Here is a 25,255-nt window from a genome sequence, read left to right on the forward strand (position 1 = left end):
CCCTAAGTATAAAATTATTTTATTGTAGAAATAATAAACAATGGATGATCAGCAACGAAATTTCTAAGGGAGTAATTTTATAATGACTATAAGGAAATAAAAATAATTTATATATTGAGCTCAAAAGGGAAATCACAAAGAGCGATAAAAAAGATATTAAAACATAAATATAAATTAGATGTATTTCAAAATGATATAAATAGAATATGCCGAAAAGTAAATGTTAAAAAAAGAGAAAAATATAATGAGAGAGAAAAAAATAAAATTTTATATTTATATTCAAAATTTATTAATACTGATAAGCTAATATTATATTTAAATTCAAAATATGAATATGATTTAACTAAAAATAAGATAAGGGATTTGGCATGTAGAAATGGAGTAAGTAAAGAAGTAACGAATATGTATTCACAATCTTATATAACAAGAAATGATGAATACGAAATTGTTAGATTATATAAATTGGGAATGAGTTCTAATGAAATTGCTAAAATGTATTCTTACAAAACTAGAAACTCAATTTTACAAAAATTAGAGAAGATGAATATTAAGAGACGTGATTGCAATGAACTTAGAACAAAACGTAAGTCATATAGTAATTTTGATATAAAACTTATAGATACGGAATTCAAAGCATATTTAATAGGACTCATGTTAACTGATGGATATATTAATTCGAAAAGAAATTATTTTGGAATTGATTTGGTAGATGAAGATTGTATAAAATTTTTATGTGATGGGATAAATTGCAAATATTTTACTATTAAAAGAAAAGGTGTTCAAGATAAGTATCGGTTAATTATATATGGTGAACAATATTTAGATCAATTAAGGAGATTTGCTATAGTCGAAAGAAAAACATTTGTTTCAGAAAAGCCAAAGCTTAAAAAGGAAGAATACAAATACATAGCATATTTATTGAGGGGTGTTATTGATGGAGATGGATGGATAAGAAAGGATGGTAAGGAGTTTTTTATTTGTTCAGCATCAAGAGCGTTGATTAATTGGTATAAGGAATGTTTAGAATATATAGGAATGGAAGAGTTAAAAATTACATGGAATAAAAATGAATATAATGGATTTTATTTAATAAGAACGGCTAGAAAATTTAATTTAGAAATTTTAAGAAATACTATTTATAATAAAAATTTTGGAATGTATAGGAAATATAAAATTATTTCTATGAAAGACGCTCAGAGACTATAATAGGAGGTGCTCTAAGAGTACATGGTATAGTCCAGACTACAACTACAGTTTTAAAAACTATAGGCTTATGAAAGTAAGTGTAGTAAAGGCAGCAGCTTATGCAGTAATAGGATATGACACTGCATACTTAATGAGGTATTATCCAGTTGAATTTATTGCAGCTATGCTTAACTCTGTTATGGGTACAAGTGAAAAAGTTGCAGAATATATCAGAACTGCTGAAAAATTAGGAATCGAAGTTTTACCTCCTAGTATCAATGAAAGTTATTCAAGATTTACTGTTAAGGGTAACAGTATTAGATTTGGTTTAGCAGCTATTAAGAATGTTGGTATGAATGTTGTTGATAGTATTGTTGAAGCTAGGAAGGAAAAGGGGCTTTTTAAGTCTCTTATGGATTTTTGTAATAAGATGGAGAGTGGCGTTATCAATAAGAGAGCAGTCGAGAGTTTAATTAAGGCAGGAGCCTTTGACGAGTTTGGTTTATTTAGATCACAACTTGTAGCTGTTCATGAAAAGCTTATTGATGGAATTTCATCTCAAAAGAAAAAGAATATAGATGGTCAAATTTCTTTATTTGGAGCTTTAAGTGAAGAAGATAGTGAAAGTCTTGAAATTAGTTATCCTAATATTAAGGAGTTTGCAAAAAAACATAAGCTAGCTATGGAGAAAGAAATGACTGGACTTTATTTAAGTGGTCATCCTCTTGATGATTATAAGAGAAGTCTTAAACTTCAAACATCTATTGAAATAGGTAATATTCAAGAAGAACATAAAAAGTTTGAAGAAACACCTATGGAGATGGTTTCTGACTTAATTTCTTTAAAAGATGGAGAACGAGTGGTTATAGGGGGAATCCTTAACCAAGTTTCTAGAAAGGTAACTAGAAATAATACCATAATGGCTTTTGCAACTTTAGAGGATTTATCAGGAATGATGGAGTTAGTTGTTTTCCCTAAGACTTTAGAAAAATGCAATTCTTTAATTCATGAGGACTTAATGGTTGTTGCTAAGGGAAGATTATCTTTCAAAGAGGATGAAGAACCTAAATTACTTTGTGAAGAAATAAAACCTTTGGAAAATGTAAATTCAGATAAGGTTTATATAAAAGTGGATGATAAAGAAAAAGCTATGGCTATAGGTAAAGCTTTAAAAGTATTAGTAGAGCCATATAAAGGTGATTCAGCAGTGTATATATTTGCTGCAAAAGAAAGACAAAGCTTTAGGATGAATAGAGAAGGATGGGTAGATACAAATACAGAAGTAATTTCAATTTTAAAAGAAAAATTTGGTGATGAAAATGTTAAAGTAGTTCCTGAATAAATTAATAAACCTCCACTTAATTCAGATGGAGTTTGACTCTAGCTGAATTTTAGTGGAGATTATTTAGGGATAAGTCTCTCTTTATCTATAGTTGATAAGATATTGGAACATTATAGATATTTGTTATTAGATAAAATTTAATTAAAAGAATAGAATAAAAAAATAAAAAAATTAAAAATATTATCTATATGTTAATTAAATAAAGCTATATTTATGATATTTAGATGATATAATAGATTAAAGAGGATAGTAGCATTAAATACTAAAATATCCTCTTTTTTTATCTAATTCTACAGAAAAAAGGTTGAAAATAACCTTTAATTTAAGTAAAATTAATAGTGTAAATAGATATTTTTTGATTTAAAATAACTTGTAAAGTTATTTTAATAAAGAGTGGGTGAAAATTACCACCGTAGGGACTTTTTTGGACCCATTGGTGTTAAGGAGGAATATTATGAAAAAGATAGCTGTTTTAACAAGTGGTGGAGATGCACCAGGAATGAATGCTGCTATAAGAGCAGTTGTTAGAAAAGCCTTACAAGAAGGCTTAGAAGTAGTTGGAGTGCAAAAAGGATACAGCGGATTAATAAATGGTGAGCTTATCCCAATGAATAGAAATAGTGTTTCAGATATAATTCACAGAGGTGGAACAGTCCTTAGAACTGCTAGATGTCCAGAATTTAAAAAAGAAGAAGTAAGACAACATGCTGCGAACTTATTAAAGGACAATGGGATTGATGCTTTAGTAGTGTGTGGTGGTGATGGTTCTTTCACAGGAGCAAAATTATTATCTAAATTAGGTGTTAAAACTATAGGTTTACCAGGAACTATAGATAATGACTTAGCTTATACTGATTTTACTATTGGATTTGATACAGCTTTAAGTACTATATCAGATGCTATAAACAAATTAAGAGATACATCAACATCCCATGACAGAGTTTCTGTTATTGAAGTAATGGGAAGAAATTGTGGAGATTTAGCTTTATATGCAGGTATTGCAAGTGGAGCTGAAGCAATAATAGTACCAGAAGTTGATTTTGATAAAGACAAACTTTGTGATGAAATAATTCAAGGTAAGTCAAGAGGTAAAACTCATACTATTGTTGTTGTAGCTGAAGGAGTTGGAGACTCAGAAAGCTTAGCTAAATATATTGAAGAAAAAACAGGTGCAGAATCAAGAGCAACTATTTTAGGACATATCCAAAGAGGTGGTACACCAACTCCAATGGATAGGGTACTAGCTTCTAAATTAGGTGCAAAAGCAGTTGATTTATTACTAGAAGGTAAAACTTCAAGAGTTGTTGGTGTTAGAGACAACAAAGTAATAGATATGGACATAGATGAAGCATTAGCAATGAAAAGAGTTTTCGACATAGATTTATATAAAATGGCGCAAACTATTAATAAATAGTGTTTTAGTTAGTAACTATTATTCAAATAGATATTTAAATCAAAAGATCAAAAAAAATTTTACTAAAGGGAGTGTTTTTTAAAATGAGAAAGACTAAAATGGTATGTACTATAGGTCCAGCAAGTGAAAGTGATGAAATATTATCAAAAATAATAGAAGCAGGAATGAATGCTTCAAGACACAACTTTTCACATGGTGACCATGAAGAACATAAAGGTAGAATGGAAAAAGTAAGAAGATTAGCTGCTGAACAAGGTAAAGAAGTAGCAATTCTTTTAGATACTAAAGGACCAGAAATAAGAACTGGTAAGTTCGAGCCAAATAAAGTTGAATTAGTAATGGGAAATAAATTTACTATCCATGCAGGTGGAGATGTAATTGGTGATGAAACTCAATGTTCAGTAACTTATGCTGGATTAGCTAATGATGTTAAACCTGGTGATACAATCTTAATAGATGATGGTTTAGTAGGATTAGAAGTTGAATCAGTAGAAGGAAATAAAGTTCACTGTAGAGTTCAAAATACTGGTATGGTTGCAACTCATAAAGGAGTTAACGTTCCTGGAGTTTCAATAAAATTACCAGCAATGACAGAGAAAGATAAAGATGATTTAAAATTCGGTTGTGAAATGAAAGTTAACATGGTTGCGGCTTCATTCATAAGAAAAGCTGAAGACGTAATCGCTATAAGAGAAGTATTAGTTGAGAATGGTGGAGCAGACATTCAAATATACTCAAAAATAGAAAACCAAGAAGGTGTTGATAATATCGATGCTATCATAGAAGCTTCAGATGGTATAATGGTTGCTAGAGGAGACATGGGTGTTGAAATTCCAATAGAGCAAGTTCCAGCTGTACAAAAAATGATAATAAGAAAATGTAATGCTGCTAACAAGCCTGTTATAACAGCTACTCAAATGTTAGACTCAATGATGAGAAACCCAAGACCAACAAGAGCTGAAGTTTCAGACGTAGCTAATGCTATTTTAGATGGAACAGATGCTATTATGTTAAGTGGTGAATCAGCAAACGGAAGTTGGCCAGTAGAAGCAGTACAAACTATGGCAAGAATAGCTGAAGAAACTGAAAAACAATTAACTTATGAAGTTGCTTCATCAACAGCTAAAAATCATATACCAGCTGTAGCAGGTGTTATATCAAGAGCTGCTTGTAATGCTGCATATGAATTAAAATCAAAGGCTATAATTTCAGCTACTAAATCAGGAGCTACTGCAGAAAGAATTTCTAATTGTAGACCAGATTGTACAATCTTAGCTGTAACTCCTTCAGAAAGAGTTGCTAAGAAGTTAGCTTTAAGATATGGTGTAACAGCTATAGTTGCTGAAGAAATGACATCAACAGATGAAATCATGGAAAAAACAGTTGAAATAGCTAGAGAAAAAGGTTATGTAGAAGCAGGAGATACAGTTGTATTAGCAGCAGGTGTTCCAGCTAACCAAGTAGGTAAAACTAACCTATTAAGAATAACTGAAGTAAAATAATTTTTTGATCATATAAAAGAACACTTCTAAGTAGGGAAATCATTCCTCTTAGGAGTGTTTTTATTTATGTTATTTTTAAATATTTAATATAAAATTTTAGTTTATCTAGTCTTTAATACTTTCCAAAATTTCATCTTTTATAAAAAATAAGTGGGGATAGATTTACAGATGTTTTTGCTACTTAAACCTTTATTTAAATTTTTATTTATCTAAGTATCTATCCTCATATTTTAAGCTAGGAATAAATATAGTCTTAATTCAGGTGGAATTTTGACTCTATATGAATGCTTAGTCAAAGTTATCTAGAAGTATGAGGTGTCTATCTTCTGCTTATAGAAGATACGAGTATTACAGCTTCTAGCTATCAGATAAATAGATAGATGTTTATAGGTTAATTTTACTAATCAATGTTCTATTTAAATTAAGTTTTACTTTATAAGAAAATATATATGATATTATAATAATATCCAATTACTTAAATAGTAAATATTTTATAATATATATTTAATTAAAATAAAATTAGTTGATAAAAATATAAAAAATAGCATTAAAAGAGTTAATTTAAGCATTTAATTTAGTTTAATAAAAATAATATAAAAAATAATATACAATAAAAGTATAAAAACTATTGAAAAAATAAAAATTAACAAAATATTAACATTTAAAAGGGCAAAAATGAACTATAATTATGTATATTGACTTGTTATTTAAACAAGAATAAAAGATAGGAACAAAATGGCAACTGTATCCTAACTATTTGCTGGCGCCTAAGTCTTTTTAGACTAGGTGCTTTTTTTATAATCTAAAAAGTATAAAAAAACTTCTTAGGAAAAAACTAAATTATAATAGTTTTAATAAGGAGAGAATAATGCGATGGAAAATAGTTTAAATTGTAGTGCAGATAGATGTGTAAATAATACAGGAGGATTTTGTACAGCAAGTATAATAACAGTGGAAGGATTAAATGCTGTTAGAAAAGAAGATACTTGTTGTGGTGAATTTGCAATAAATAATTTTATAAATTCAGTAAAAGAATTAGGGAATACAAATTATATTGGTATAGCAAAACAAAGTCTAAATTTTCAGAAGTATCCTATAAAACCAGAGATACATTGTACAGCAAAAAATTGTGTATATAATAAGAGTGCAATTTGCACTGCTCATGCAGTTGAAATATATGGACCAAATGCTGAAGAGAGTAAAGGAACAGAGTGTAATAGTTTTGAGATTGTTGGAAATCATGTAATATCAACTGATTATTTTTAAGGAGTATGAAGTAATACTATAGTTTACTATTAACTCTCAAGTAGATGGATGTTATAATAAGAGATATTTGTGATTTCAGTAGGGACTTTTGTGCTTTGTTGAGATTATTTTGATAATAAGATTGGAGATTTATTATGATAGAAAAAAATGAAGAGTATGTTTTAGATATAGTTGATCAAGGTTATGAAGGTGAAGGAATCGGTAAAGTTAATGGAACTTTCCCTGTTTTTGTTGAGGGTGCTTTAAAAGGTGAAAAGGTTAGAGTTCTTATTGTTAAAACAAAAAAGAATTTTGCTTATGGTAAGCTTTTAGATATTATTGTTAGGTCTCCTGAGAGAACTAGACCAGCTTGTAAGATTTCTAAAAAATGTGGAGGGTGTACTCTTCAACATAGTTCATATAAAGGACAATTAGATTTTAAATGGGATAGAGTTAAGGATTGTGTTAAGAAGATTGGAAAGTTAGATCCAGAGATAGTTAAGTATCCTATAGGAATGGATGAGCCTTGGAGATATAGAAATAAAGTTCAATTACCTGTTGGGATGGTTAAAGGTAAATTACATATTGGGTTCTTTGAACCAAGAAGCCATAACATAGTAGATATGGATAGTTGTTTAATACAAGATGAAGTGGCAGACCAAGTTGTTAAATTAATTAGGGACTGGATGTTTGATTATAAAATAAAACCTTATATAAGAGACGGAAAGTATGATGAAAATGGTGTGGTTAGACATATCATGATAAGAAGAGGTTTTAAAACTAATGAAATAATGGTTGTCATAGTTACTAATGGTGAAAAGCTTCCTTATGCTGATGAACTTGTTGATGTACTTCTTGACAATGTAAGGGGACTTGCAAGTGTTATCCAAAATGTTAACTCAGAAAAAACTAACGTTATTTTAGGAAGAAAGAATATAAACCTATGGGGAGATGACACTATATCAGATTATATTGGTGACTTTAAATTTAACATATCACCTCAATCATTCTTCCAAGTTAATCCTGTTCAAACAGAAGTATTATATGGAAAAGCTTTAGAATTTGCAGAGCTAACAGGAAATGAAACTGTATTTGATGCATATTGTGGAACAGGAACAATAACGCTATTCCTATCAGAAAAAGCTAAAAAAGTATATGGAGTAGAAATTGTTTCAGGAGCAATAAAAAATGCAAAAATAAATGCAGAAGAAAACAACGTAAAAAATGCAGAATTTATCTTAGGTGAATCAGAAGTAGAAATACCAAAACTAATAAATAAAGGTGTTAAAGCTGATGTAGTAGTAGTTGACCCACCAAGAAAAGGTTGTGAAAAAGCATTACTAGATGCCATAACAAAAATAGATGCTAAGAGAATAGTATATGTAAGCTGTGACCCAAGTACATTAGCTAGAGATTTACAAATATTAGAAGAACAAGGATACAAAACTGTAGAAATACAACCAGTAGATATGTTTCCACAAACAAGTCACATAGAAAATGTAGCTTTACTTGTCAAGGACCAAAGAGGCAAAGAAAAGTAATTAGCACGTTCCATGCAAGGGATACCCAAGAAATTGAGCAAAGCGAAAATTGATTAGAAGCAGACTACTGTTGAGAAACAAATTAAATATTCCTAAAGTTAATGAGTCTTAATAGTTTTTTTGATATAATAATTTAGCTATAAGAAATAAGAATATAGTATAAAGAAAAAAGCAGAGGAGGAATAGTGTGTGAATTATGATTATATCCATAATTATAGTGAAGATGAATTTGAGGATATTCAATCTCATTATGATGGAAAAGCTGAATATGATAATGGATTAATATTTTTAAGTTCAACACCCTCAGTAAAGCATAATGAAATAAAAAGAAATATTTTAACTGAATTTTCAATATATTTAAAAGGTTCAAAGTGTAAAGTTTATGATGAACAAATAGAAGTTATTTTTAATTATAGAGATGATATCAGAAAATATAAGCCAGATATTTTTGTTATGTGTGAAGATGCAACTAAAAAGGGTGAAAGTTTTACTTCAGTACCTAAACTAATCTTTGAAATACTTTCAAAATCTACAGCTAAATTTGATAAGGGAAGAAAATATGAGACTTATGAAAGATTTGGAGTTTTAGAATATAATTTGGTTGAGCAGAATGGATTTATTGTGCAGCATAAATTAATTGATGGCACATATCAAATAGTTAATGTATATAAGAATAATGATGATTATACATCTGTGGTTTTTCCAAATTTAAAAATAAATTTGAATGATATATTTGAATAATCTAATCACCTTGTTTTTACAGGGTGATTTTTTAAGTTTAATTAATATATAAAAATGATATAATTAAGAAAATAATTATTTAATTTGAGGTGTATTAGATACTATGGGAAATCATTTTATAACTAATATAAATATAAAAAAATTAAGACATTTAGAAAATATAAATATAGATTTGGATAAAGAAAATAAAAAACATTTAATATTAACAGGAAAAAATGGTGCAGGAAAAACTACTACGTTATTAGCTTTAAAAGATGATTTGAGGGCTATTCAAGAAGGGCTATCTTCTTTTGTTAAGATGAGAAAAGAAGATTTGAATAGATTAAAAAATCAATTAAATAAAGCTAGTTCTGACGATGAAATAAAAAAGTTAGAGGCGAGTATAGAAGGATGCAGTAATGACATAAGAAGACATTCTTGTATTGAGTTAGACTTAGAGTTTAATACTGATGTCTCTGAGCTTGATAATGTGTATAAGTTGGGTAATTTTATATTAGCTTATTATGGTTCTAACAGACAAATTAAGGTTGAAACTCCTAAAGGAGTAGAAAAAATTGAATTAAAGTTAAGATATTCTATTGAAGATAAGCCTTCTAGTATATTTGTTAAGTATTTAGTTGACTTAAAGACACAACAATCTTTTGCTAGAAATGAAAATGAAAATGATGTAGTTGAAAATATTGAGGAATGGTTTAAGAGATTAGAAAAGGCTTTAGGATTAATATTGGATGATAAAAGTGTAAAATTAAAATTTGATTATAGAAATTATAATTTTAAAATATATCAAGAAGGGAGAGAACCTTTTAGTTTTAATGATTTATCTGATGGATATTCTTCTATATTGAGTATTCTTTCTGATTTAATACTTAGAATGGATAAGGAGAGAGCAAGTAGAGAAAAAAATTATGCTTTTGATTTAGAGGGGATTGTTTTAATTGATGAAATAGAAACTCATCTTCATATAGAGTTACAAAAAGTAATATTACCATTTTTAAGTGAGTTTTTCCCTAACTTACAGTTTATTGTAACTACTCACTCACCTTTTGTGTTAAGTTCAGTAAATAATGCTGTAATTTATGATTTAGAAAAAAATTTAAGGATAGAAAACTTATCTAATTATTCTTATGAAGGAATTGTAGAATGTTATTTTGAAGTTGATAATTATTCTGAAGAGTTAAAGAAGAAGATCGAGGAATATAGAGAATTAGTATTTAAAAATAATTTATCTGATGATGAAAGGGCAAGAAGAGCAGAACTTAGAATAGAACTTAAAAATGCAGCAAATGATTTAGCTGGTGAGGTTAAAGCAGAATTTAATCGAATTGAACTGGAGAGGAAAAGTTACAATGATTAAGTTTGATAGAAGTATTGAGTGTGGTGAAATTAAGTTAGCTAAAGAAGTTCTAGAAAAAGAAAAGCTAAAGAATAGTGGTACTTATAATAAAAAGGAAGTTTTAGATGCACTAATGATTGTTTTTAGTGGAAAGTGCTATATTTGTGAAAATAAAAAAATAACCTCTTACAATATAGAACACTTAAAGCCACATAGAGATTCAAATATAGACTTAAAATTTGATTGGGAAAATTTATTTTTAGCTTGTGGTCATTGTAATAATATTAAATCTGATAAATTTGATAATATTTTAAATTGTAGCATAGTGGATGTTGACGAGAAAATATCCTTTAGAAAATTTGGCAACTTTTCTTGGAATGAAAAAGTAGAGATATTGCCTTTAGAAGAGGATGAAGAAGTTTTAAAGACTGTTGAATTATTAAATAAAGTTTATAATGGAACTACAGAAATTAAAACTTTAGAATGTAAAAATATAATAAGAGAATTAAGATATTCATTAAATGAATTTACAGATGTAATAAATGAATATTGTGAATCAACTGGAGAAGCTAAAGAAGATGCCAGATTATTAATACATAAGCATTTAAGAGTACCTTCACCTTTTGCAGCTTTTAAAAGATGGATAATAAAAGATAATAAAGAGATATTAAATGATATTTTAATAAAAGGAAAATAATTAAAAGGTGGTTTATTTTATTTTTATTAACAAATGATAATTACAATTTTCTTTAGGTATAGTAGACTAATAAAAAAGAGGAAAGCTAACGTGAAATAAAAAGGAGATTGATATATATGAAGTTTGTTAATTTAGGAAATGATAAAATTCCATCAATAGCAATAGGAACATGGTCTTGGGGAAGTGGAATTAATGGAGGGAATAGAATTTTCGGAAATTCCTATAATCAAAATGATTTAGAGCCAGTATATCAATATGCAGTTAAAAACGGATTTACTTTATGGGATACAGCAGCTGTATATGGTATGGGAGCTTCTGAAACTATTTTAGGAAATTGTATGAAGAAAAGTGATAACATAATTTTATCTACAAAGTTTACTCCACTTGGAATACAACTAAAAGGTGCTATGGAAAAATCTTTAGAAAAAAGTAAGCAGCGTCTTAAGATAAATAATGTAGATATTTATTGGATACACAATCCATCTAATATTGAAAAGTGGACGCTACAAGCAGCTAAATTATATAAGAAAGGTTATATTAAGCACATAGGAATATCTAATCATAATTTAGAGCAAGCTAAAAAGGCTTTTAATATATTAAAAGAACAGGGAATACATTTAAGTGCAATGCAAAATCATTATAGTCTTATTTATAGAACTTCTGAAGATGAAGGATTATTAAAGTGGTGTGAAGAAAATGACGTAAAATTCTTTTCTTATATGGTATTAGAACAAGGTGCTTTAACAGGAAAGTTTAATAGTGAAAATCCATTTAAATCTGGAACAAGAAGAGCAAAAGCATTTCCACCAGAAATTTTAAAGAAATTAGAACCTTTAACTAAGGCTATGAAAAATGTTGGAGAAAGATATGGTGCAGACCCTGCACAAATAGCAATTGCATGGGCAATGGCTAAAGGAACAGTACCTATTGTAGGTGCAACAAAAATATCAAATGTAGAAAGTCTTATTAAGGTTGATTCAATTGCTTTAGAAAGAGAAGAAATTGAATATTTAGAAGAAACAGCTAAGAAGACTGGAGTTAGTGTTAAAGCTGGTTGGGAATAAGAAAAATAATATTTCATATAAGGTGCATCATCACTGATAAGTTTAATTAAGCAGTGATGATGTTTTTTATTTTATAAAATTCACTATATTGCAGTTTTTTATGTATTTAGTAAGGATATCTCTAATAATATTAACATGGCTTATACACTTATCTAGAATAGCTGCATCACCACTAACCACATGGTCTAATTTTTCTAAAATAACATCTGCATTATTTACTAAATTAACTTCAGTAGTTACAGAATATTTTTCGGCATATTCTAGTATTTTCATTTTAAGTCTTCCAGAGTTTGATACTGGAGAATCAATATAGAAATTAATTTGTTTAATATTTTTTTCTTGCAAGAATTTATATAAATAATCTAGGACTAATTCAGTTTTATCTATTAATTTATAAGTTCCACGAAGTCCTGCTAAATCTCTTATATAATTATCATTGCCTAAGATTAAAGTTCCTTGTGATAAGGCAACTTCTAAGGTTATGATTAAGTTAAATCCATCTACATTTAAGGTACTATTGTTTAATTCATTAGTACTAAGTTCTTTAGACTTTCTTATTTCTTCATTTTTACTGCTAGAAGTAGAGCGCTTTAATGCATCTCTTTGTCTTAGAGTAAAGAGATATTTATTGCAAACAAAGGTTATTACAGATTCCATTTTATAATCTCTGTCTAAAAGCCATTTAATTTCTTCATGGGCTTTATGTAATCTTGCGAGTTCATTTTGGGCAAACCATATTTTATCTTTTTCATCATAACCCCTTTTTGAAACTTTAGTCATTGTAGAATCACTCCTTTAAGTATTCAGTTCAATAGAGTATCAAAATTTATATAATATTTCTTATATTTAATAGTATATGAGTTTTTTCTTTTCCTTATTTTAAATTAATATTTAAAGTATAGCATAAGTAGTTTAAAAATTTACTATAAATAAAGATGCGTTATGCTATAATAAATTTCTTAGACAAGTATTTAGAGAATTAAATAAAACAAGATTCATTTAAAAGTTCAGAATTACATAAGTGAGTTTATTTTAATGCTAGGAGATAAAAAATGAGATTAGATAAATTTTTGGCACAGAGCTCTATAGGAAGAAGAAAAGATGTTAGACTTTATATAAAGGATGGAATGGTTAAGGTTAATGAAGAATCAATTTTAGAGCCATCTACTGAGATTAATGAATTAACAGATGTTATTAAGTACAATGAGAAAATAGTTAAATATGTAGAAAAAGTTTATTATATGTTTAATAAGCCAGCAGGTTGTGTTACTGCCACTAGAGATAAGGATTTTAAAACTGTTTTTGATTATTTTACTGATGTTAATACTAATGGATTATTTCATGTTGGAAGGTTAGATAAGGATACAGAAGGACTACTTTTATTAACTAATGATGGTGATTTTGAACATCATTTAATGCATCCAGAAAATCATATGGAGAAAACTTATTTTCTTTGGGCTTTTGGTACTATAGATGATGAGAAGATAAAGCAATTAGAAAGTGGTCTTTATATAGGAAAGAATGAACCTATTACAAAACCAGCAAAATTTAATCTTTATAAGCAAGGTGGATATAAGGAGTTTAAGGAGCAGATTCCAGTTAAACTTTTAAATAATATAGATAGTGAAAAATATAATCAACCAGTAATAGGAGCATATTTAACTATATCGGAAGGAAGAAAGCATCAAGTGAAGAGGATGCTTAAAGCTGTGGGATGTTATGTTGTTTATTTAGAAAGAGTAGCAATTGGAAATGTGAAGTTAGATAAAGCACTAGGAAGAGGGCAATATAGAGAACTGAGTGCATTAGAAGTAGAGAGTTTAATGGAGAGTTAAATAATCATAGGGACATAGTTTTTTATATACTACTAGAATGTATATTTTTGTGTTAATATCATTATGAATAGATAGAGACTAAAATATGATTAGTTTCTAGGTCAATATATTAATTTATATTGGCTATTTATACAATATGAAGAGGATGGTGTTAATATGAAAACCAGAGATATAGTTTTATGTGGTTTATTTGCAGCTCTTATTGCTGTTATGGCACAAATAGCTGTACCACTACCGGGAGGAGTTCCCTTTTCTCTGCAAGTTATGGCAGTAGCTATGACAGGTATTATTTTAGGGCCTAAAAGAGGAACTATTTCAGTAATTATTTATGTCTTAATGGGGGCTATAGGCTTACCTGTATTTGCAAACTTTAGTGGAGGACTTTCTATAATTGCAGGACCAACAGGAGGATTTATTTTATCATTTCCTATAATGGCTTTAGTTGCAGGATTATTTTCTAAAAAGAGCAATAATATATTCTTTATATTTTTAGGAGTTGCCATAGGTGCAGCAATTAATTACCTTGTTGGAACAGTTCAATTTATGTTAATAACAAAGAGTTCATTTATGTATTCATTAACTGTTTGTGTAGTACCATTTGTTATTTTTGATGCATTTAAATGGGGGCTAGCTACCTTAATTGGTGTGAGAATTAAAGTAAATAAAACTGTTAAGGCTGTGCTTAAGGTATGATATTAAGACCACATCATTTACTTTGTACACAAGCTTATGAGGGCAAGGGATATAGTGATACTTTTGTTGAAAACATGAATGAGAAAGTTAAACTTTTAAGAGAAGTACCTAATTACGAAATTGAACTAAAAATTGATTTAGATAATTTATGTAGTCATTGTCCTTCAAATAAAGGAATGCTTTGTGAAAGTGAAGAAAAAGTTAAATCAATGGATCATAAGGTGTGTAAATACTTTAATTTAAGTGAAGGCACCTATGTATACAAAGAAGTTATAGAAAAAATAAAGTTAAAAATAACAAAGGAAATAATGAAAGATATTTGTGGAACTTGTGAATGGTATAATTATGGAATTTGTGAAAGATTAATTTTAAAGGAAGAGACGAGATAAAATATATTTTTATCTATGGACATAGCTGTATAGGTATAAATGACCTATATGGCTATTCTTTTTTTATAAAAGAAAAATTTAATTTAAAGTTAATATTTCATTTAGATAATAAAATGTAAAATATATTTAAAGGGTAAGGATAACATATATTAATAGTTCTAATTCATTTGAATTAAGTTTTAGTTTGTATAAGTGATTTTAAGAGAAAAAAATGTTAAACGGGGGAAAAGCAATGATAAAAGTATTACTTGTTGAGGATAATGTAAAAATTGTAGAAAATATAGTGGAATATTTTAAAGATGAACTTCAAATAACTTTTGTCTATGATGGTGGAGATGCCATAGCTTATTTAGATAGTTGTGATTATGATATTGTAATTTTGGATTTAATGTTACCAGAGGTTAATGGAATGTCTGTATTAAAACATATTTCTAATAAAAATATAAATGTTGGAGTTATTGTCTTAACTGCCAAAGAAGAATTAGGGGACAAGCTTAAAGCCTTTGATTTAGGAGCAAATGATTATTTAACTAAGCCTTTTTACATGGAGGAATTAAAGGCAAGAATAAATGCTATATTAAAAAGCATGGGGAAAATAAAAAGTTCTAATGTTTTACAATTAAAGGATTTAGAAATAAATATGAAAACAAAAAAGGTTTCTATAAAGGGTGAAGAAGTTGAGTTTAATGAAAAACTCTATAATCTTTTAGAATACCTTATTTTAAATAAAGGTGTAATGTTATTTAAAGAACAAATTTTTGATAATATATGTGGCTATAACAGTGATGCATCCATAGAGATTATTGAAGTTTATATGAGTAGACTGAGAAAGCAATTATCTAAATTTAATTATGATAAATACATAGTCACTAAAAGAGGAATGGGCTATATTGTAGACGAGTCTATAGAGGATTAAGCTATGAAAAGAAATAATATTTTTAATAAAACAAAAAGAAAAGTTATAGCTTTAAGTACAGCAATAGTTTTTATATGTTTAATTATTTTTGCCTTTATAATTAAAACTTTGTATAGCTCTATAGTTTTTAATAATATTGATAGAGAATTAATTAAACAAAAAGTAGTGTTTAGTGAAAAACAAGGAGAATATATTAATGAGAGAAAGCCCATGTTTAAAGTTCCTCCAATTCCACCTAATTTTATTGTAGCTATTCATGAAGGTGATAAAGTATTTTACTTAAGACCAAATGCATATTTTCAAGAGAGTGATGTTCCCAAAATAGATAGTGGTGGTAAGGTTATTAAAGTAAGTTCTAATGGATATGAATTTAGGGCAATAAGTTTTAAAGATGGAGATATGACTATTGAGTTTTTAGTTAACGTTGATTCTGAACTTGAGTCTATAAATCAATTGATGAATTCAATAATTATAAGTTTATTAGTTCTTATTATTATAGCTTTAATATTAGCTTATTTTTTATCTTCAAGAATAATAAAACCAGTAAAGGAAGCCTATGAAAAGCAAGTTTTCTTTGTTCAAGATGCATCTCATGAAATGAGAACTCCTCTAGCTGTAATAAAAGGAAAGTTAGAAATATTAACTAAAAACATAAGTAAGGAAGATAAAGAGAGTGACTTAGAGAATATATCTAAAATAATGGGAGAAGTGAGAAGTTTAGAAAAGCTTAATAGTGATTTACTTTTATTATCTAAGGAAGATGTTGAAGAAAATTTAGCTGTGAGTAATATTGATTTAAGAGAATTTGTAGATGAAATATCAGAGTTTTACTTTGATTTAGCTGATATGCAAGGAAAAACCTTCGAAGTCCATAATTCATGTAGTGATATAAAGGTTAATTGGGATATTATTAAAATAAAAAGGATATTTATAATACTCCTAGAGAATGCATTTAAGTATACAAAATCAGGGGATAAGGTTGTTTTAAAAATTGAAGAAGTAAACAAATTTATAAAAGTAACCATAAAGGATTCTGGTATTGGTATTAAAGAAGAGGATCAAAAGCGTATATTTGATAGGTTCTTCAGAAGCTCAGATGTAAGAGGAAAAAATATTTCAGGAAGTGGTATTGGGCTTAGCTTACTTAAGTCTATATGTAAAACATTAAAAATAAAAATTAATTTTACATCAACCTATGAGGTAGGAACAGAATTTCAATTATTAATATTAAAAGATATAAAATAAATTCAAGAGATTAAAAAACTCAGCAATATAGCTGAGTTTTTTATTTTAAAAGGAAACTTAGCATCTTTAGAACTTAACTTCAAGGAGCTTAAGTTAAAGGTTAGATTTATAAATATATTTTTTATCTGCCGAGATAACTATATAGGTGCAAAATGAATATATTTATAATTTAGGTGTCAGTTAAGCTAGTGTTAAGGTTTCTGGAGTAATATTAATTTTGTTAAATGATTGGGGGTGATTTTGTGGAGGAAAAGAAATTTAGGCACGAGATTAAGCACTATATAAATATGTCAGATTATTTATCTATTAGAAATAGACTTATTCACATAATGCATATAGATAGAAATGCAAATAAGGATAATGAGTATATTATAAGGAGCCTTTATTTTGATAATTTAGATGATAAGGTTCTTATGGAAAAAATCAATGGCATTAATCATAGGGAAAAGTTTAGGATTAGATTTTATAACAATAATCATAGTTTTATTAGGTTAGAGAAAAAATCAAAGTTAAATGGTCTCTGTTTGAAAGATAGTGCAGCCTTAACTAAGGAGCAGTGTGAAAAAATAATTGCTGGAGATATAGATTTTTTAATGGAATCTGAGAATCCTTTATTTAAAGAATTTTATACAAAGCTTAGAGGTCAACTTTTAAAACCAAAGACTATAGTTGACTATGTAAGAGAGGCCTATATATATCCAGTTGGAAATGTAAGGATAACTTTTGATAAAAACATAAAAACAGGAGTAAGATCTACAAATATATTTAATGAGGATTTACCAACTATAGGTTCTATATATGAGGATTTTGTTGTATTAGAAGTTAAATATGATGAATTTTTACCAGAGGTAATACAACATATTATTCAAACTAATTATAGAAGGTCGTCAGCAATTTCAAAATATGCTTTATCTAGAAGGTATGGTTAAAATCTATGAGTTATTTAGATTTTATCAATAAGTTTTAGGAAATATTTATCTGAAAGTCTATAGATTTAGGCTTTAGTGAGAAATTTAGGGGGATAGAAAATGGGAGAACAAACATTAAACTTTGGAAATATATTTAAGTCTAGTTTTTTAGAAAGATTTAATTCAGTATCATTTATGGATATGCTAATAGCTTTTGCATTAGCTTTTGCACTTGGATTATTTATTATGCAGGTTTATAAAAAGACCTTTAAGGGAGTTATGTATTCAGAGAGTTTTGCTATATCTTTATTAGCACTTTCACTTATTACTACATTAATTATATTAGCTGTTACTTCTAATGTAATCTTATCTTTAGGTATGGTCGGAGCTCTTTCTATTGTTCGTTTCAGGAGTGCTATTAAAGAACCTATGGATATTGCCTTTTTATTTTGGTCCATAAGTGTAGGTATTGTTCTTGGAGCAGGTCTTATTTCTTTAGCTGTATTAGGTTCTATTTTTATAGGAATTGTAATGGTCTTATTTGTGAATAAGAAAACTGTTGATAACCCTTATGTATTAGTAATTAATTGTGAAAATGATGGAACTGAGAGAAATATAGTAGACTTAATTTCAAAAAATGTAAAGAAATATGTAGTTAAATCAAAAACAGTTTCTCCAAGTTGCGGAATAGAACTTACTGTGGAAGTTAGATTAAAAGAAGAGACTACAGCTTTTATTAATGATATTTCAAATTTAAATGGAGTTTCAAATATTGTATTAGTTAGCTATAATGGCGATTATATGTGTTAATTCTAAATCTAAATCAAAAAGGATTTTAGATTTAGGAGGTGAAGGTAATTGCTAAGAGAAAAGCATAAAGAGTATATATCAATAATAAGTATTGTTCTATCAATTTTATTTGTTATTTCTTCAATATTTTTTACAAATAATATTACTGTACCAACTATGGCAACAGAAATAGAAGAAGTTTTAGATAAAAACAAAGTCACTAAAATAAATATTGAAATAGATGAAAGTAACTGGAATTCACTTATTGAAAATGCTTTAGATGAGGAGTATGTTAATGCAAATATAACTATAGATAATGAAAAATTTTATAACGTAGGAATTAGAGCAAAGGGAAACTCTAGCCTTAGAAACGTAGCTAATAATCCTAATAGTGATAGGTATAGCTTTAAGGTTGATTTTTCAGAATATGTTGATGGACAAACTTATCATGGAATTGAAAAATTAGCATTGAATAATATGATATCTGATCCAACTTATTTTAAGGAATATATTTCTTATGATATATATAAATTTTTAGGAATAGCAACTCCAGAGTATTCCTATGCAGACATAAGTATAAATGGTGAGAGTTGGGGATTATATTTAGCTTTAGAAGTAATGGAAGAACGATTTATAGAAAAAAATTATGGGGAACTCGAAGGGAATTTATACAAGCCTGAATCTATGGAAATGGGAGGAAATAAGGGAGGTAATGGTGAAAGACCTAATGGAGAGAAACTAGTAGAACCTAAGGGCGAAGGATTTGAAAATCTCGAGAAACCTAATAATACTGAAGCTCCTAATAATCTTGAGAATCCTAATCTAATATTCAATGAGGAAAATAAGGTAGTTCCTAATAATGAGAATGACAAAGTAAGGATTAATGAAAATATAGATGGTAATAGTGGAGCATCAAAGAACGTAGGAAATAATTTAGAAGAACCAAGTGCTGATAATAAGAATGTAAGCAATTTAGAACAACAAAATACAGGAGATGAAAAGAAAAATAATTTACAAGGGAAAGGACCTATGGGTGGTAAGAGTAGCAATGGAGGAGACTTAAAATATATTGATGAAAATCCAGAAAGTTATTCTGCAATAAAAGATAACATAATCTTTAAAAGTACAACCGATAAAGATTTTAGTAAGGTCATAGAAATGATTAAGAATTTAAATAATGGAGAAAACTTAGAGAAATATTTAAATGTAGATGAGATTTTAAGGTATTTTGCTGTTAATACATTTTTAGTTAATTTAGATAGTTACTCTGGCGGAATGTATCATAACTATTATCTTTATGAGAAAGATAGTGTATTTGAAGTACTTCCTTGGGATTTAAATCTTTCCTTTGGTGGTTTTGGAATTAATGATGGCAGTAGTGCAGTTAATTTTCCTATAGATAATCCTGTTAAAGGGAATTTAGAAAGTGCACCACTAATAAATGAACTTCTAAAGGTAGATGAATACAAGGAAATATACCATGGTTATCTATCCAAAATAGTAAATGAATATGTTAATAGTGGAATTTTTGAAAATACAGTTTTAAAACTAGATAAGCTTATAGGAAATTATGTGAAAACTGATAAAACAGCTTTCTATACCTATGAGCAATATAAGCAGGCTATTCCAGAGTTAATAACATTCACTAAGGATAGAGCAAGTAGTGTTAAGGCACAATTAGCTGGTGAGCAACCAACAACAGAGTATGGAAATATAAAATCTACAGTAAATATGAGACTATTAGGTGATATGGGGAACGGTGGAGGAAATAAAGGTGCAATGAAAGAGGAGAATGCTATTAATAATGATACTGAGAATAATCCTAACAATAATGTAAATAATTCATCTGTACCAAATAAGGATGATAATGGTGTTAATAATATTCCTAGTCCAGAAGGAGATGAGAATATTATGAATAATCAAAAGCCTAGTAGAGAACCTAATGAAACCAATAGACCTAATAAAGACAATAAAATGCTTAATGTAAATAATAATTATGGAAAAACAAGTTCAAAGATTTATTATTTAAGTTTATTCTTTGTTATAGTTCCATTAGTTATTTCAATAAGATATGTAACAAAATTTAAAAGAAAGAGATAAACTCTTAATGAAATATAATTTAAATTAATTGACAAATAATGAAAATATGGTAATGTTAACTTGGGTGGTATTTTTAACTGCACCAAGTTAATTTTTTTGAGAAAATTTGAATAACATTGAAAACATAACTTTTCTTAAGGTAAGAAGAAAATAGTAGTATTGCACTCTAAGGAGGTGATAATTATGAATTTTGGTTTTATTGGAGCAGGGAAAGTTGGCTTTTCTCTGGGAAAATATCTAAGTGAAAATGGGGTTAGTATATCAGGATACTATAGTAAAAACTTGCATTCAGCCATTGAAGCAGGAAGATTTACCAATTCAAAATCCTATGAAAACTTAGTTGATTTAGTAGATAGTAGTGATGTTATTTTTATTACTACTGGAGATAGAGATATTGAGGTAATTTGGAATAAAATTAAAAAATTACCTATAAATAAAAAGTTAGTTTGTCATTGTAGTGGTTCAATTTCTTCAGAAATCTTTTCTAATATAGAGAGCCTAGGTGCTTATGGTTATTCTATTCATCCAATCTTCCCAATTCGGGACAAATATAATTCATATAGAGATTTAAAAAAAGCTTTTATAACTATTGAAGGGCATGAAAAATACAGAGAGTATTTTAGTGATTTGTTTAGAAACATTGGAAATAATACAGCTATTATTTCAAGTGAAAATAAGTCGTTATATCATGCAAGTGCTGTTATGGTAAGTAATCTTGTTTTAGGGCTTATAAATAGTGGAGCATCCTATCTTGAACAGTGTGGATTTTCAAAGGAGCAGTCACTAGAGGCTTTATTTCCATTGATTGAAGGTAACATAAGTAATATTAAAAATAATGGAATTCAAGAAAGTCTTACAGGTCCTATTGAAAGAGGAGATCTAGTTACTATAAAAAAGCATGTTGATTCTATGGATAAAGGCAATCAGGAACTATACAAAGTCTTATCAAGAAACATAGTTCCTATTGCAAAGGAAAAAAATAAAAGTAGGGATTATAGCGAAATAGAAGAATATTTAGGAGGATTTTATGAAGAATACAGTAGTAACATTTAACCAAGCAAAGGAAAAAAATGAAAGGATAACTATGCTTACAGCCTATGATTATTCTATGGCTAAATTAATGGACAACTCAGGAATAAACGGATTATTAGTTGGAGATTCACTAGGAATGGTTTGTCTAGGATATGAAGATACATTATCAGTAACTATGGAAGATATTATCCATCATACAAAGGCAGTAGCTAGAGGAGCAAAAAATTCTTTAATAGTAGCAGATATGCCATTTATGTCATATCAAACATCAGTGTATGATGCTGTTGTTAATGCAGGAAGACTTATAAAAGAAGGACATGCACAAGCTATAAAATTAGAAGGTGGACTTGAAGTTTGCGATAAAATTGAGGCTATAGTAAAAGCTTCTATACCAGTTATGGGTCATATAGGATTAACACCTCAATCAGTTAATGTTTTTGGCGGCTTTAAGGTTCAAGGTAAAGATGAATCAGCTGCAAAAAGAATAATAGAAGAAGCTATAGCTATTGAGAAGGCTGGAGCTTTTGCTATTGTTTTAGAATGTGTACCAGCTAAATTAGCAAAAATAATCACTGATAAGTTAACAATCCCAACTATAGGAATTGGTGCAGGGGTTGGCTGTAATGGTCAAATACTTGTATACCAAGATATGTTAGGAATGTATAGTGATTTTAAACCTAAGTTTGTAAAACAATATGAAAATATAGGTGAAAAAATAAATGTTGCTTTAACTAAGTATATTGAAGAAGTAAGAGATGGTGTGTTCCCAGCAGAGGAGCATAGTTTTAAAATAGATGATGAAATAATTGAGAAATTATATTAAGGAGGTGTAACTATGAAAGTTGTAAATAGCATTAAAGAAGTTAGAGAACAAGTAAAACAATGGAAAAAAGAAGGCTTAACAGTAGGCTTTGTTCCAACAATGGGATATTTACATGAAGGGCATGAAAGCTTAATTAAAAAAGCTTCTTCAGAAAATCAAAGAGTTGTAGTTAGTATATTTGTTAATCCAACACAATTTGGACCTAATGAGGATTTAGAAGCATATCCAAGAGATTTAGAAAGAGATATGAAACTTTGTGAAAATGCTGGATGCACAATGATATTCCATCCAGATGTTGAAGAAATGTATGTTGAAGGATTTTCAACTTTTGTTGAGGTAGAGAACTTAACAAAAGGTTTATGTGGAAAAAGCAGACCAATCCATTTTAGAGGAGTTTGTACTGTAGTTTCAAAGTTATTTAATATAGTTGCACCTCATAGAGCTTACTTTGGAGAAAAGGATGCTCAACAATTAGCTGTTATTAAGAAAATGGTAAAAGATTTAAATATGGACTTAGAGGTAATTGGATGTCCTATAGTTAGAGAAGAGGATGGATTAGCTAAAAGTTCAAGAAATACTTATTTATCTAAAGAAGAAAGACAGGCAGCCACTGTTTTAAATAAGGCACTATTAGAAGCTAAAGAAAGTATGAATTCAGGTGAAAGAAGTGCTGAAAAAATAATTGACTTAATAAGTGCAAAAATAAGTGAAGAGCCACTTGCTAAAATTGATTATGTAGAAGTTGTTGATAGTTTAACTATGGAGACCATAGATAAAATAGAAAAAACAGTTTTAGTTGCTATAGCTGTTTTTATAGGAAAAACAAGACTTATAGATAATTTTACTTATGAAATTTAAGAAAGAGGGTTTTAAAATGAAAGTTATAATGTTAAATGGAAAAATCCACAGAGCTACTGTAGTACAAGCAGAGTTAAATTATGTGGGAAGTATAACTGTAGATGAAGAACTTTTAGAAGCTGCCGGAATCTTAGAATATGAGAAGGTTCAAATAGTTGATATAGATAATGGAAATAGATTTGAAACTTATACTATTGCAGGAGAAAGAGGCACAGGAGTTATATGCTTAAATGGTGCAGCAGCAAGATGTGTACAAGTTGGAGATAAGATAATTATAATGTCCTATGGAGACATGGAGAGAGAAGAAGCTGTAACTCATAAACCAAAAGTTGTTTTTGTAGACGAAGAAAATAAAATTAAAAAAGTAACAAGATACGAAAAACATGGGTTATTAGAATAATAATTATAATATATAAATCACTGAATTGAACATAGAGTTAACGAAAAATAATAGGAAACTCTATTGGGGATTCAGTGATTTTAAATTTTTCTTTTAAAAAATATGAATTTTTTTTGAACAAAGTTAACAAAAAATTAAACAAATTGGTAGCAGAATAAGCGGTTTCCGCATAGTTTTATGCAATAAATAATACAAGAAAATATATATAGAAAAAATATTAAAAAAATATCCATTATATATTAAATTAATAATAAAAAGATAATTATATTATTAAATTAATAAAATATTTTAATTAATAGTATATGTTGAAAATGTTATAATTAATCTCAAAACGGATTAAAATACTTAAATAATAATTATTGAACTTATTATCTGAAAATATTATTCTAACATTATTAATAGTAATAATTAAAAATTAATTTGAAAATAATTTATTTCAATCTAAAGCCTGTTTATAATAACAGGCTATTAAAGTTGTGTAGTTTAATAGAATGTATTTTATAGATAATGATGAAGTAATATTTTTTAGTTGGGAGAAGCTTTAATGGGAGAAGAGATTTTAAAGAAATACGAAGCGAAGAGATTACCTTTGTACTATAGCTTTTTTAAGAGAACTTTTGACATAGTAGCTAGCTTAATAGGACTAATAATAGGTATTCCTATAGTCATAATAACTTGTATACTTGTAGTCATAGAGAGTAAAGGCAACCCTATATTTTGCCAAAAGAGAGTTGGTTTAAATAATAGAGAGTTTAATATGTACAAGGTTAGATCTATGAGAATGGATGCAGAGAAAAATGGAGCTCAATGGGCAGAAAAAAATGATCCAAGGGTCACAAAGGTAGGAAAATTTATAAGAAAAACAAGAATAGATGAAATACCGCAATTATATAATGTACTAAAAGGAGATATGACCTTTGTAGGACCTAGACCAGAGAGAGAAATTTTTTATAAGGAATTCGAAAAGGAAATAAGTAATTTCAGAGAAAGGTTAAAAGTAAAGCCAGGTGTAACAGGTTATGCACAGGTTCACGGTGGCTATGATGTAACCCCTGCTGAAAAATTAGAATTAGATTTATATTACATAGAACATATGAGTCTAGGAATGGATTTGAAGATGATATTTAAAACTGTTTCTGTTATATTTACAGGTGATGGTGCAAGATAAATAATTATAAAATAAGAAGCTTGACTTAAGTTATT

General features: G+C 28.2%; 23 protein-coding genes and 1 pseudogene. 23 read left to right on the plus strand and 1 reads right to left on the minus strand.

From position 1 onward, the window contains the following. Positions 1–114: 114 nt before the first annotated feature. The 10 genes and pseudogenes from ARA19_RS02575 to ARA19_RS02620 all read left to right on the plus strand — a co-directional run bounded on the left by ARA19_RS02575 (position 115) and on the right by ARA19_RS02620 (position 12,064). Positions 115–1,206, plus strand: a complete 1,092-nt coding sequence (locus ARA19_RS02575) for an LAGLIDADG family homing endonuclease (protein WP_055069384.1) — start codon at positions 115–117, stop codon at positions 1,204–1,206. An 88-nt stretch (positions 1,207–1,294) separates the two neighbouring features. Further along, a pseudogene (locus tag ARA19_RS02580) lies at positions 1,295–2,527 on the plus strand (helix-hairpin-helix domain-containing protein); the annotation flags it as partial. Between the two features lie 454 nt (positions 2,528–2,981). Continuing rightward, on the plus strand, positions 2,982–3,941 hold the full coding sequence (gene pfkA / locus ARA19_RS02585) for a 6-phosphofructokinase (RefSeq protein WP_055069385.1): 960 nt from the start codon (positions 2,982–2,984) through the stop codon (positions 3,939–3,941). 83 nt (positions 3,942–4,024) lie between these two features. Continuing rightward, on the plus strand, positions 4,025–5,443 hold the full coding sequence (pyk, locus tag ARA19_RS02590) for a pyruvate kinase (RefSeq protein WP_055069386.1): 1,419 nt from the start codon (positions 4,025–4,027) through the stop codon (positions 5,441–5,443). 873 nt (positions 5,444–6,316) lie between these two features. Continuing rightward, positions 6,317–6,709, plus strand: a complete 393-nt coding sequence (locus ARA19_RS02595) for a DUF1540 domain-containing protein (protein ID WP_055069387.1) — start codon at positions 6,317–6,319, stop codon at positions 6,707–6,709. A 134-nt stretch (positions 6,710–6,843) separates the two neighbouring features. Then, positions 6,844–8,229, plus strand: coding sequence for a 23S rRNA (uracil(1939)-C(5))-methyltransferase RlmD (gene rlmD / locus ARA19_RS02600; RefSeq protein ID WP_055069388.1), 1,386 nt, complete (start codon positions 6,844–6,846; stop codon positions 8,227–8,229). Between the two features lie 189 nt (positions 8,230–8,418). Further along, positions 8,419–8,970: a Uma2 family endonuclease gene (locus tag ARA19_RS02605; RefSeq protein WP_055069389.1), complete on the plus strand. Its 552-nt coding sequence runs from the start codon at positions 8,419–8,421 to the stop codon at positions 8,968–8,970. Positions 8,971–9,073: 103 nt separating this feature from the next. Beyond that, positions 9,074–10,324, plus strand: coding sequence for an AAA family ATPase (locus ARA19_RS02610; protein ID WP_055069390.1), 1,251 nt, complete (start codon positions 9,074–9,076; stop codon positions 10,322–10,324). Continuing rightward, on the plus strand, positions 10,317–11,000 hold the full coding sequence (locus ARA19_RS17385) for an HNH endonuclease (RefSeq protein WP_055069391.1): 684 nt from the start codon (positions 10,317–10,319) through the stop codon (positions 10,998–11,000). The genes ARA19_RS02610 and ARA19_RS17385 overlap by 8 nt, the downstream gene beginning before the upstream one ends. A 116-nt stretch (positions 11,001–11,116) precedes the next feature. Continuing rightward, positions 11,117–12,064 carry an aldo/keto reductase gene (locus tag ARA19_RS02620; RefSeq protein WP_055069392.1) on the plus strand — a complete coding sequence of 316 codons (948 nt, stop codon included), beginning with the start codon at positions 11,117–11,119 and terminating at the stop codon, positions 12,062–12,064. A gap of 66 nt (positions 12,065–12,130) precedes the next feature. Here the strand turns inward: ARA19_RS02620 and ARA19_RS02625 are convergent, their stop codons facing one another. Beyond that, complete coding sequence (locus tag ARA19_RS02625) at positions 12,131–12,844, minus strand: DUF434 domain-containing protein (protein WP_055069393.1); 714 nt, start codon at positions 12,842–12,844, stop codon at positions 12,131–12,133. A gap of 272 nt (positions 12,845–13,116) precedes the next feature. On the opposite strand from ARA19_RS02625, the gene ARA19_RS02630 reads away from it, so the two are divergent. The 13 genes from ARA19_RS02630 (at position 13,117) to ARA19_RS02690 (ending at position 25,220) form a co-directional block, all read left to right on the plus strand. Then, positions 13,117–13,899: a pseudouridine synthase gene (locus ARA19_RS02630; RefSeq protein ID WP_055069394.1), complete on the plus strand. Its 783-nt coding sequence runs from the start codon at positions 13,117–13,119 to the stop codon at positions 13,897–13,899. A 156-nt stretch (positions 13,900–14,055) separates the two neighbouring features. Next, positions 14,056–14,592, plus strand: a complete 537-nt coding sequence (locus ARA19_RS02635) for a biotin transporter BioY (RefSeq protein ID WP_055069395.1) — start codon at positions 14,056–14,058, stop codon at positions 14,590–14,592. Beyond that, positions 14,589–14,981, plus strand: coding sequence for a DUF1284 domain-containing protein (locus tag ARA19_RS02640; RefSeq protein WP_055069396.1), 393 nt, complete (start codon positions 14,589–14,591; stop codon positions 14,979–14,981). Before ARA19_RS02635 ends, ARA19_RS02640 begins: the two co-directional genes overlap by 4 nt. Before the next feature lie 232 nt (positions 14,982–15,213). Beyond that, entirely contained in the window at positions 15,214–15,897 is a 684-nt protein-coding gene (locus ARA19_RS02645; protein WP_055069659.1) for a response regulator transcription factor, read from the plus strand. Positions 15,898–15,900: 3 nt separating this feature from the next. Continuing rightward, positions 15,901–17,142, plus strand: a complete 1,242-nt coding sequence (locus ARA19_RS02650) for a sensor histidine kinase (protein ID WP_055069397.1) — start codon at positions 15,901–15,903, stop codon at positions 17,140–17,142. Positions 17,143–17,384: 242 nt separating this feature from the next. Continuing rightward, positions 17,385–18,071 carry a polyphosphate polymerase domain-containing protein gene (locus tag ARA19_RS02655; RefSeq protein ID WP_055069398.1) on the plus strand — a complete coding sequence of 229 codons (687 nt, stop codon included), beginning with the start codon at positions 17,385–17,387 and terminating at the stop codon, positions 18,069–18,071. A gap of 99 nt (positions 18,072–18,170) precedes the next feature. Next, positions 18,171–18,860, plus strand: coding sequence for a DUF4956 domain-containing protein (locus ARA19_RS02660; protein ID WP_055069399.1), 690 nt, complete (start codon positions 18,171–18,173; stop codon positions 18,858–18,860). 156 nt (positions 18,861–19,016) lie between these two features. Beyond that, positions 19,017–20,939: a CotH kinase family protein gene (locus ARA19_RS02665; protein WP_479723135.1), complete on the plus strand. Its 1,923-nt coding sequence runs from the start codon at positions 19,017–19,019 to the stop codon at positions 20,937–20,939. Positions 20,940–21,122: 183 nt separating this feature from the next. Then, positions 21,123–21,992 carry a Rossmann-like and DUF2520 domain-containing protein gene (locus ARA19_RS02670; protein ID WP_055069401.1) on the plus strand — a complete coding sequence of 290 codons (870 nt, stop codon included), beginning with the start codon at positions 21,123–21,125 and terminating at the stop codon, positions 21,990–21,992. Next, entirely contained in the window at positions 21,967–22,794 is an 828-nt protein-coding gene (gene panB / locus ARA19_RS02675; RefSeq protein ID WP_055069402.1) for a 3-methyl-2-oxobutanoate hydroxymethyltransferase, read from the plus strand. Before ARA19_RS02670 ends, panB begins: the two co-directional genes overlap by 26 nt. Before the next feature lie 12 nt (positions 22,795–22,806). After that, a complete protein-coding gene (gene panC / locus ARA19_RS02680) occupies positions 22,807–23,652 on the plus strand; it encodes a pantoate--beta-alanine ligase (RefSeq protein ID WP_055069403.1) in 846 nt (281 codons plus the stop codon). A 16-nt stretch (positions 23,653–23,668) separates the two neighbouring features. Continuing rightward, entirely contained in the window at positions 23,669–24,052 is a 384-nt protein-coding gene (panD, locus tag ARA19_RS02685; RefSeq protein ID WP_055069404.1) for an aspartate 1-decarboxylase, read from the plus strand. Positions 24,053–24,596: 544 nt separating this feature from the next. After that, positions 24,597–25,220 (plus strand): sugar transferase, encoded by a 624-nt coding sequence (locus ARA19_RS02690; protein WP_055069405.1) that lies wholly within the window; start codon positions 24,597–24,599, stop codon positions 25,218–25,220. The last annotated feature ends 35 nt before the right edge of the window (positions 25,221–25,255 follow it).

This window comes from Clostridium massiliamazoniense (assembly GCF_001403635.1).
GTDB lineage: Bacteria > Bacillota > Clostridia > Clostridiales > Clostridiaceae > Sarcina > Sarcina massiliamazoniense.

Excerpts from the sequence above, each read along its gene's own strand:
- pfkA (WP_055069385.1), top strand. The coding sequence starts at position 2,982 with ATGAAAAAGATAGCTGTTTTAACAAGTGGTGGAGATGCACCAGGAATG.
- pyk (WP_055069386.1), top strand. The coding sequence starts at position 4,025 with ATGAGAAAGACTAAAATGGTATGTACTATAGGTCCAGCAAGTGAAAGT.
- ARA19_RS02595 (WP_055069387.1), top strand. The coding sequence starts at position 6,317 with ATGGAAAATAGTTTAAATTGTAGTGCAGATAGATGTGTAAATAATACA.
- rlmD (WP_055069388.1), top strand. The coding sequence starts at position 6,844 with ATGATAGAAAAAAATGAAGAGTATGTTTTAGATATAGTTGATCAAGGT.
- ARA19_RS02610 (WP_055069390.1), top strand. The coding sequence starts at position 9,074 with ATGGGAAATCATTTTATAACTAATATAAATATAAAAAAATTAAGACAT.
- ARA19_RS17385 (WP_055069391.1), top strand. The coding sequence starts at position 10,317 with ATGATTAAGTTTGATAGAAGTATTGAGTGTGGTGAAATTAAGTTAGCT.
- ARA19_RS02620 (WP_055069392.1), top strand. The coding sequence starts at position 11,117 with ATGAAGTTTGTTAATTTAGGAAATGATAAAATTCCATCAATAGCAATA.
- ARA19_RS02625 (WP_055069393.1), bottom strand. The coding sequence starts at position 12,844 with ATGACTAAAGTTTCAAAAAGGGGTTATGATGAAAAAGATAAAATATGG.
- ARA19_RS02630 (WP_055069394.1), top strand. The coding sequence starts at position 13,117 with ATGAGATTAGATAAATTTTTGGCACAGAGCTCTATAGGAAGAAGAAAA.
- ARA19_RS02635 (WP_055069395.1), top strand. The coding sequence starts at position 14,056 with ATGAAAACCAGAGATATAGTTTTATGTGGTTTATTTGCAGCTCTTATT.
- ARA19_RS02640 (WP_055069396.1), top strand. The coding sequence starts at position 14,589 with ATGATATTAAGACCACATCATTTACTTTGTACACAAGCTTATGAGGGC.
- ARA19_RS02645 (WP_055069659.1), top strand. The coding sequence starts at position 15,214 with ATGATAAAAGTATTACTTGTTGAGGATAATGTAAAAATTGTAGAAAAT.
- ARA19_RS02650 (WP_055069397.1), top strand. The coding sequence starts at position 15,901 with ATGAAAAGAAATAATATTTTTAATAAAACAAAAAGAAAAGTTATAGCT.
- ARA19_RS02660 (WP_055069399.1), top strand. The coding sequence starts at position 18,171 with ATGGGAGAACAAACATTAAACTTTGGAAATATATTTAAGTCTAGTTTT.
- ARA19_RS02665 (WP_479723135.1), top strand. The coding sequence starts at position 19,017 with ATGGCAACAGAAATAGAAGAAGTTTTAGATAAAAACAAAGTCACTAAA.
- ARA19_RS02670 (WP_055069401.1), top strand. The coding sequence starts at position 21,123 with ATGAATTTTGGTTTTATTGGAGCAGGGAAAGTTGGCTTTTCTCTGGGA.
- panB (WP_055069402.1), top strand. The coding sequence starts at position 21,967 with ATGAAGAATACAGTAGTAACATTTAACCAAGCAAAGGAAAAAAATGAA.
- panC (WP_055069403.1), top strand. The coding sequence starts at position 22,807 with ATGAAAGTTGTAAATAGCATTAAAGAAGTTAGAGAACAAGTAAAACAA.
- panD (WP_055069404.1), top strand. The coding sequence starts at position 23,669 with ATGAAAGTTATAATGTTAAATGGAAAAATCCACAGAGCTACTGTAGTA.
- ARA19_RS02690 (WP_055069405.1), top strand. The coding sequence starts at position 24,597 with ATGGGAGAAGAGATTTTAAAGAAATACGAAGCGAAGAGATTACCTTTG.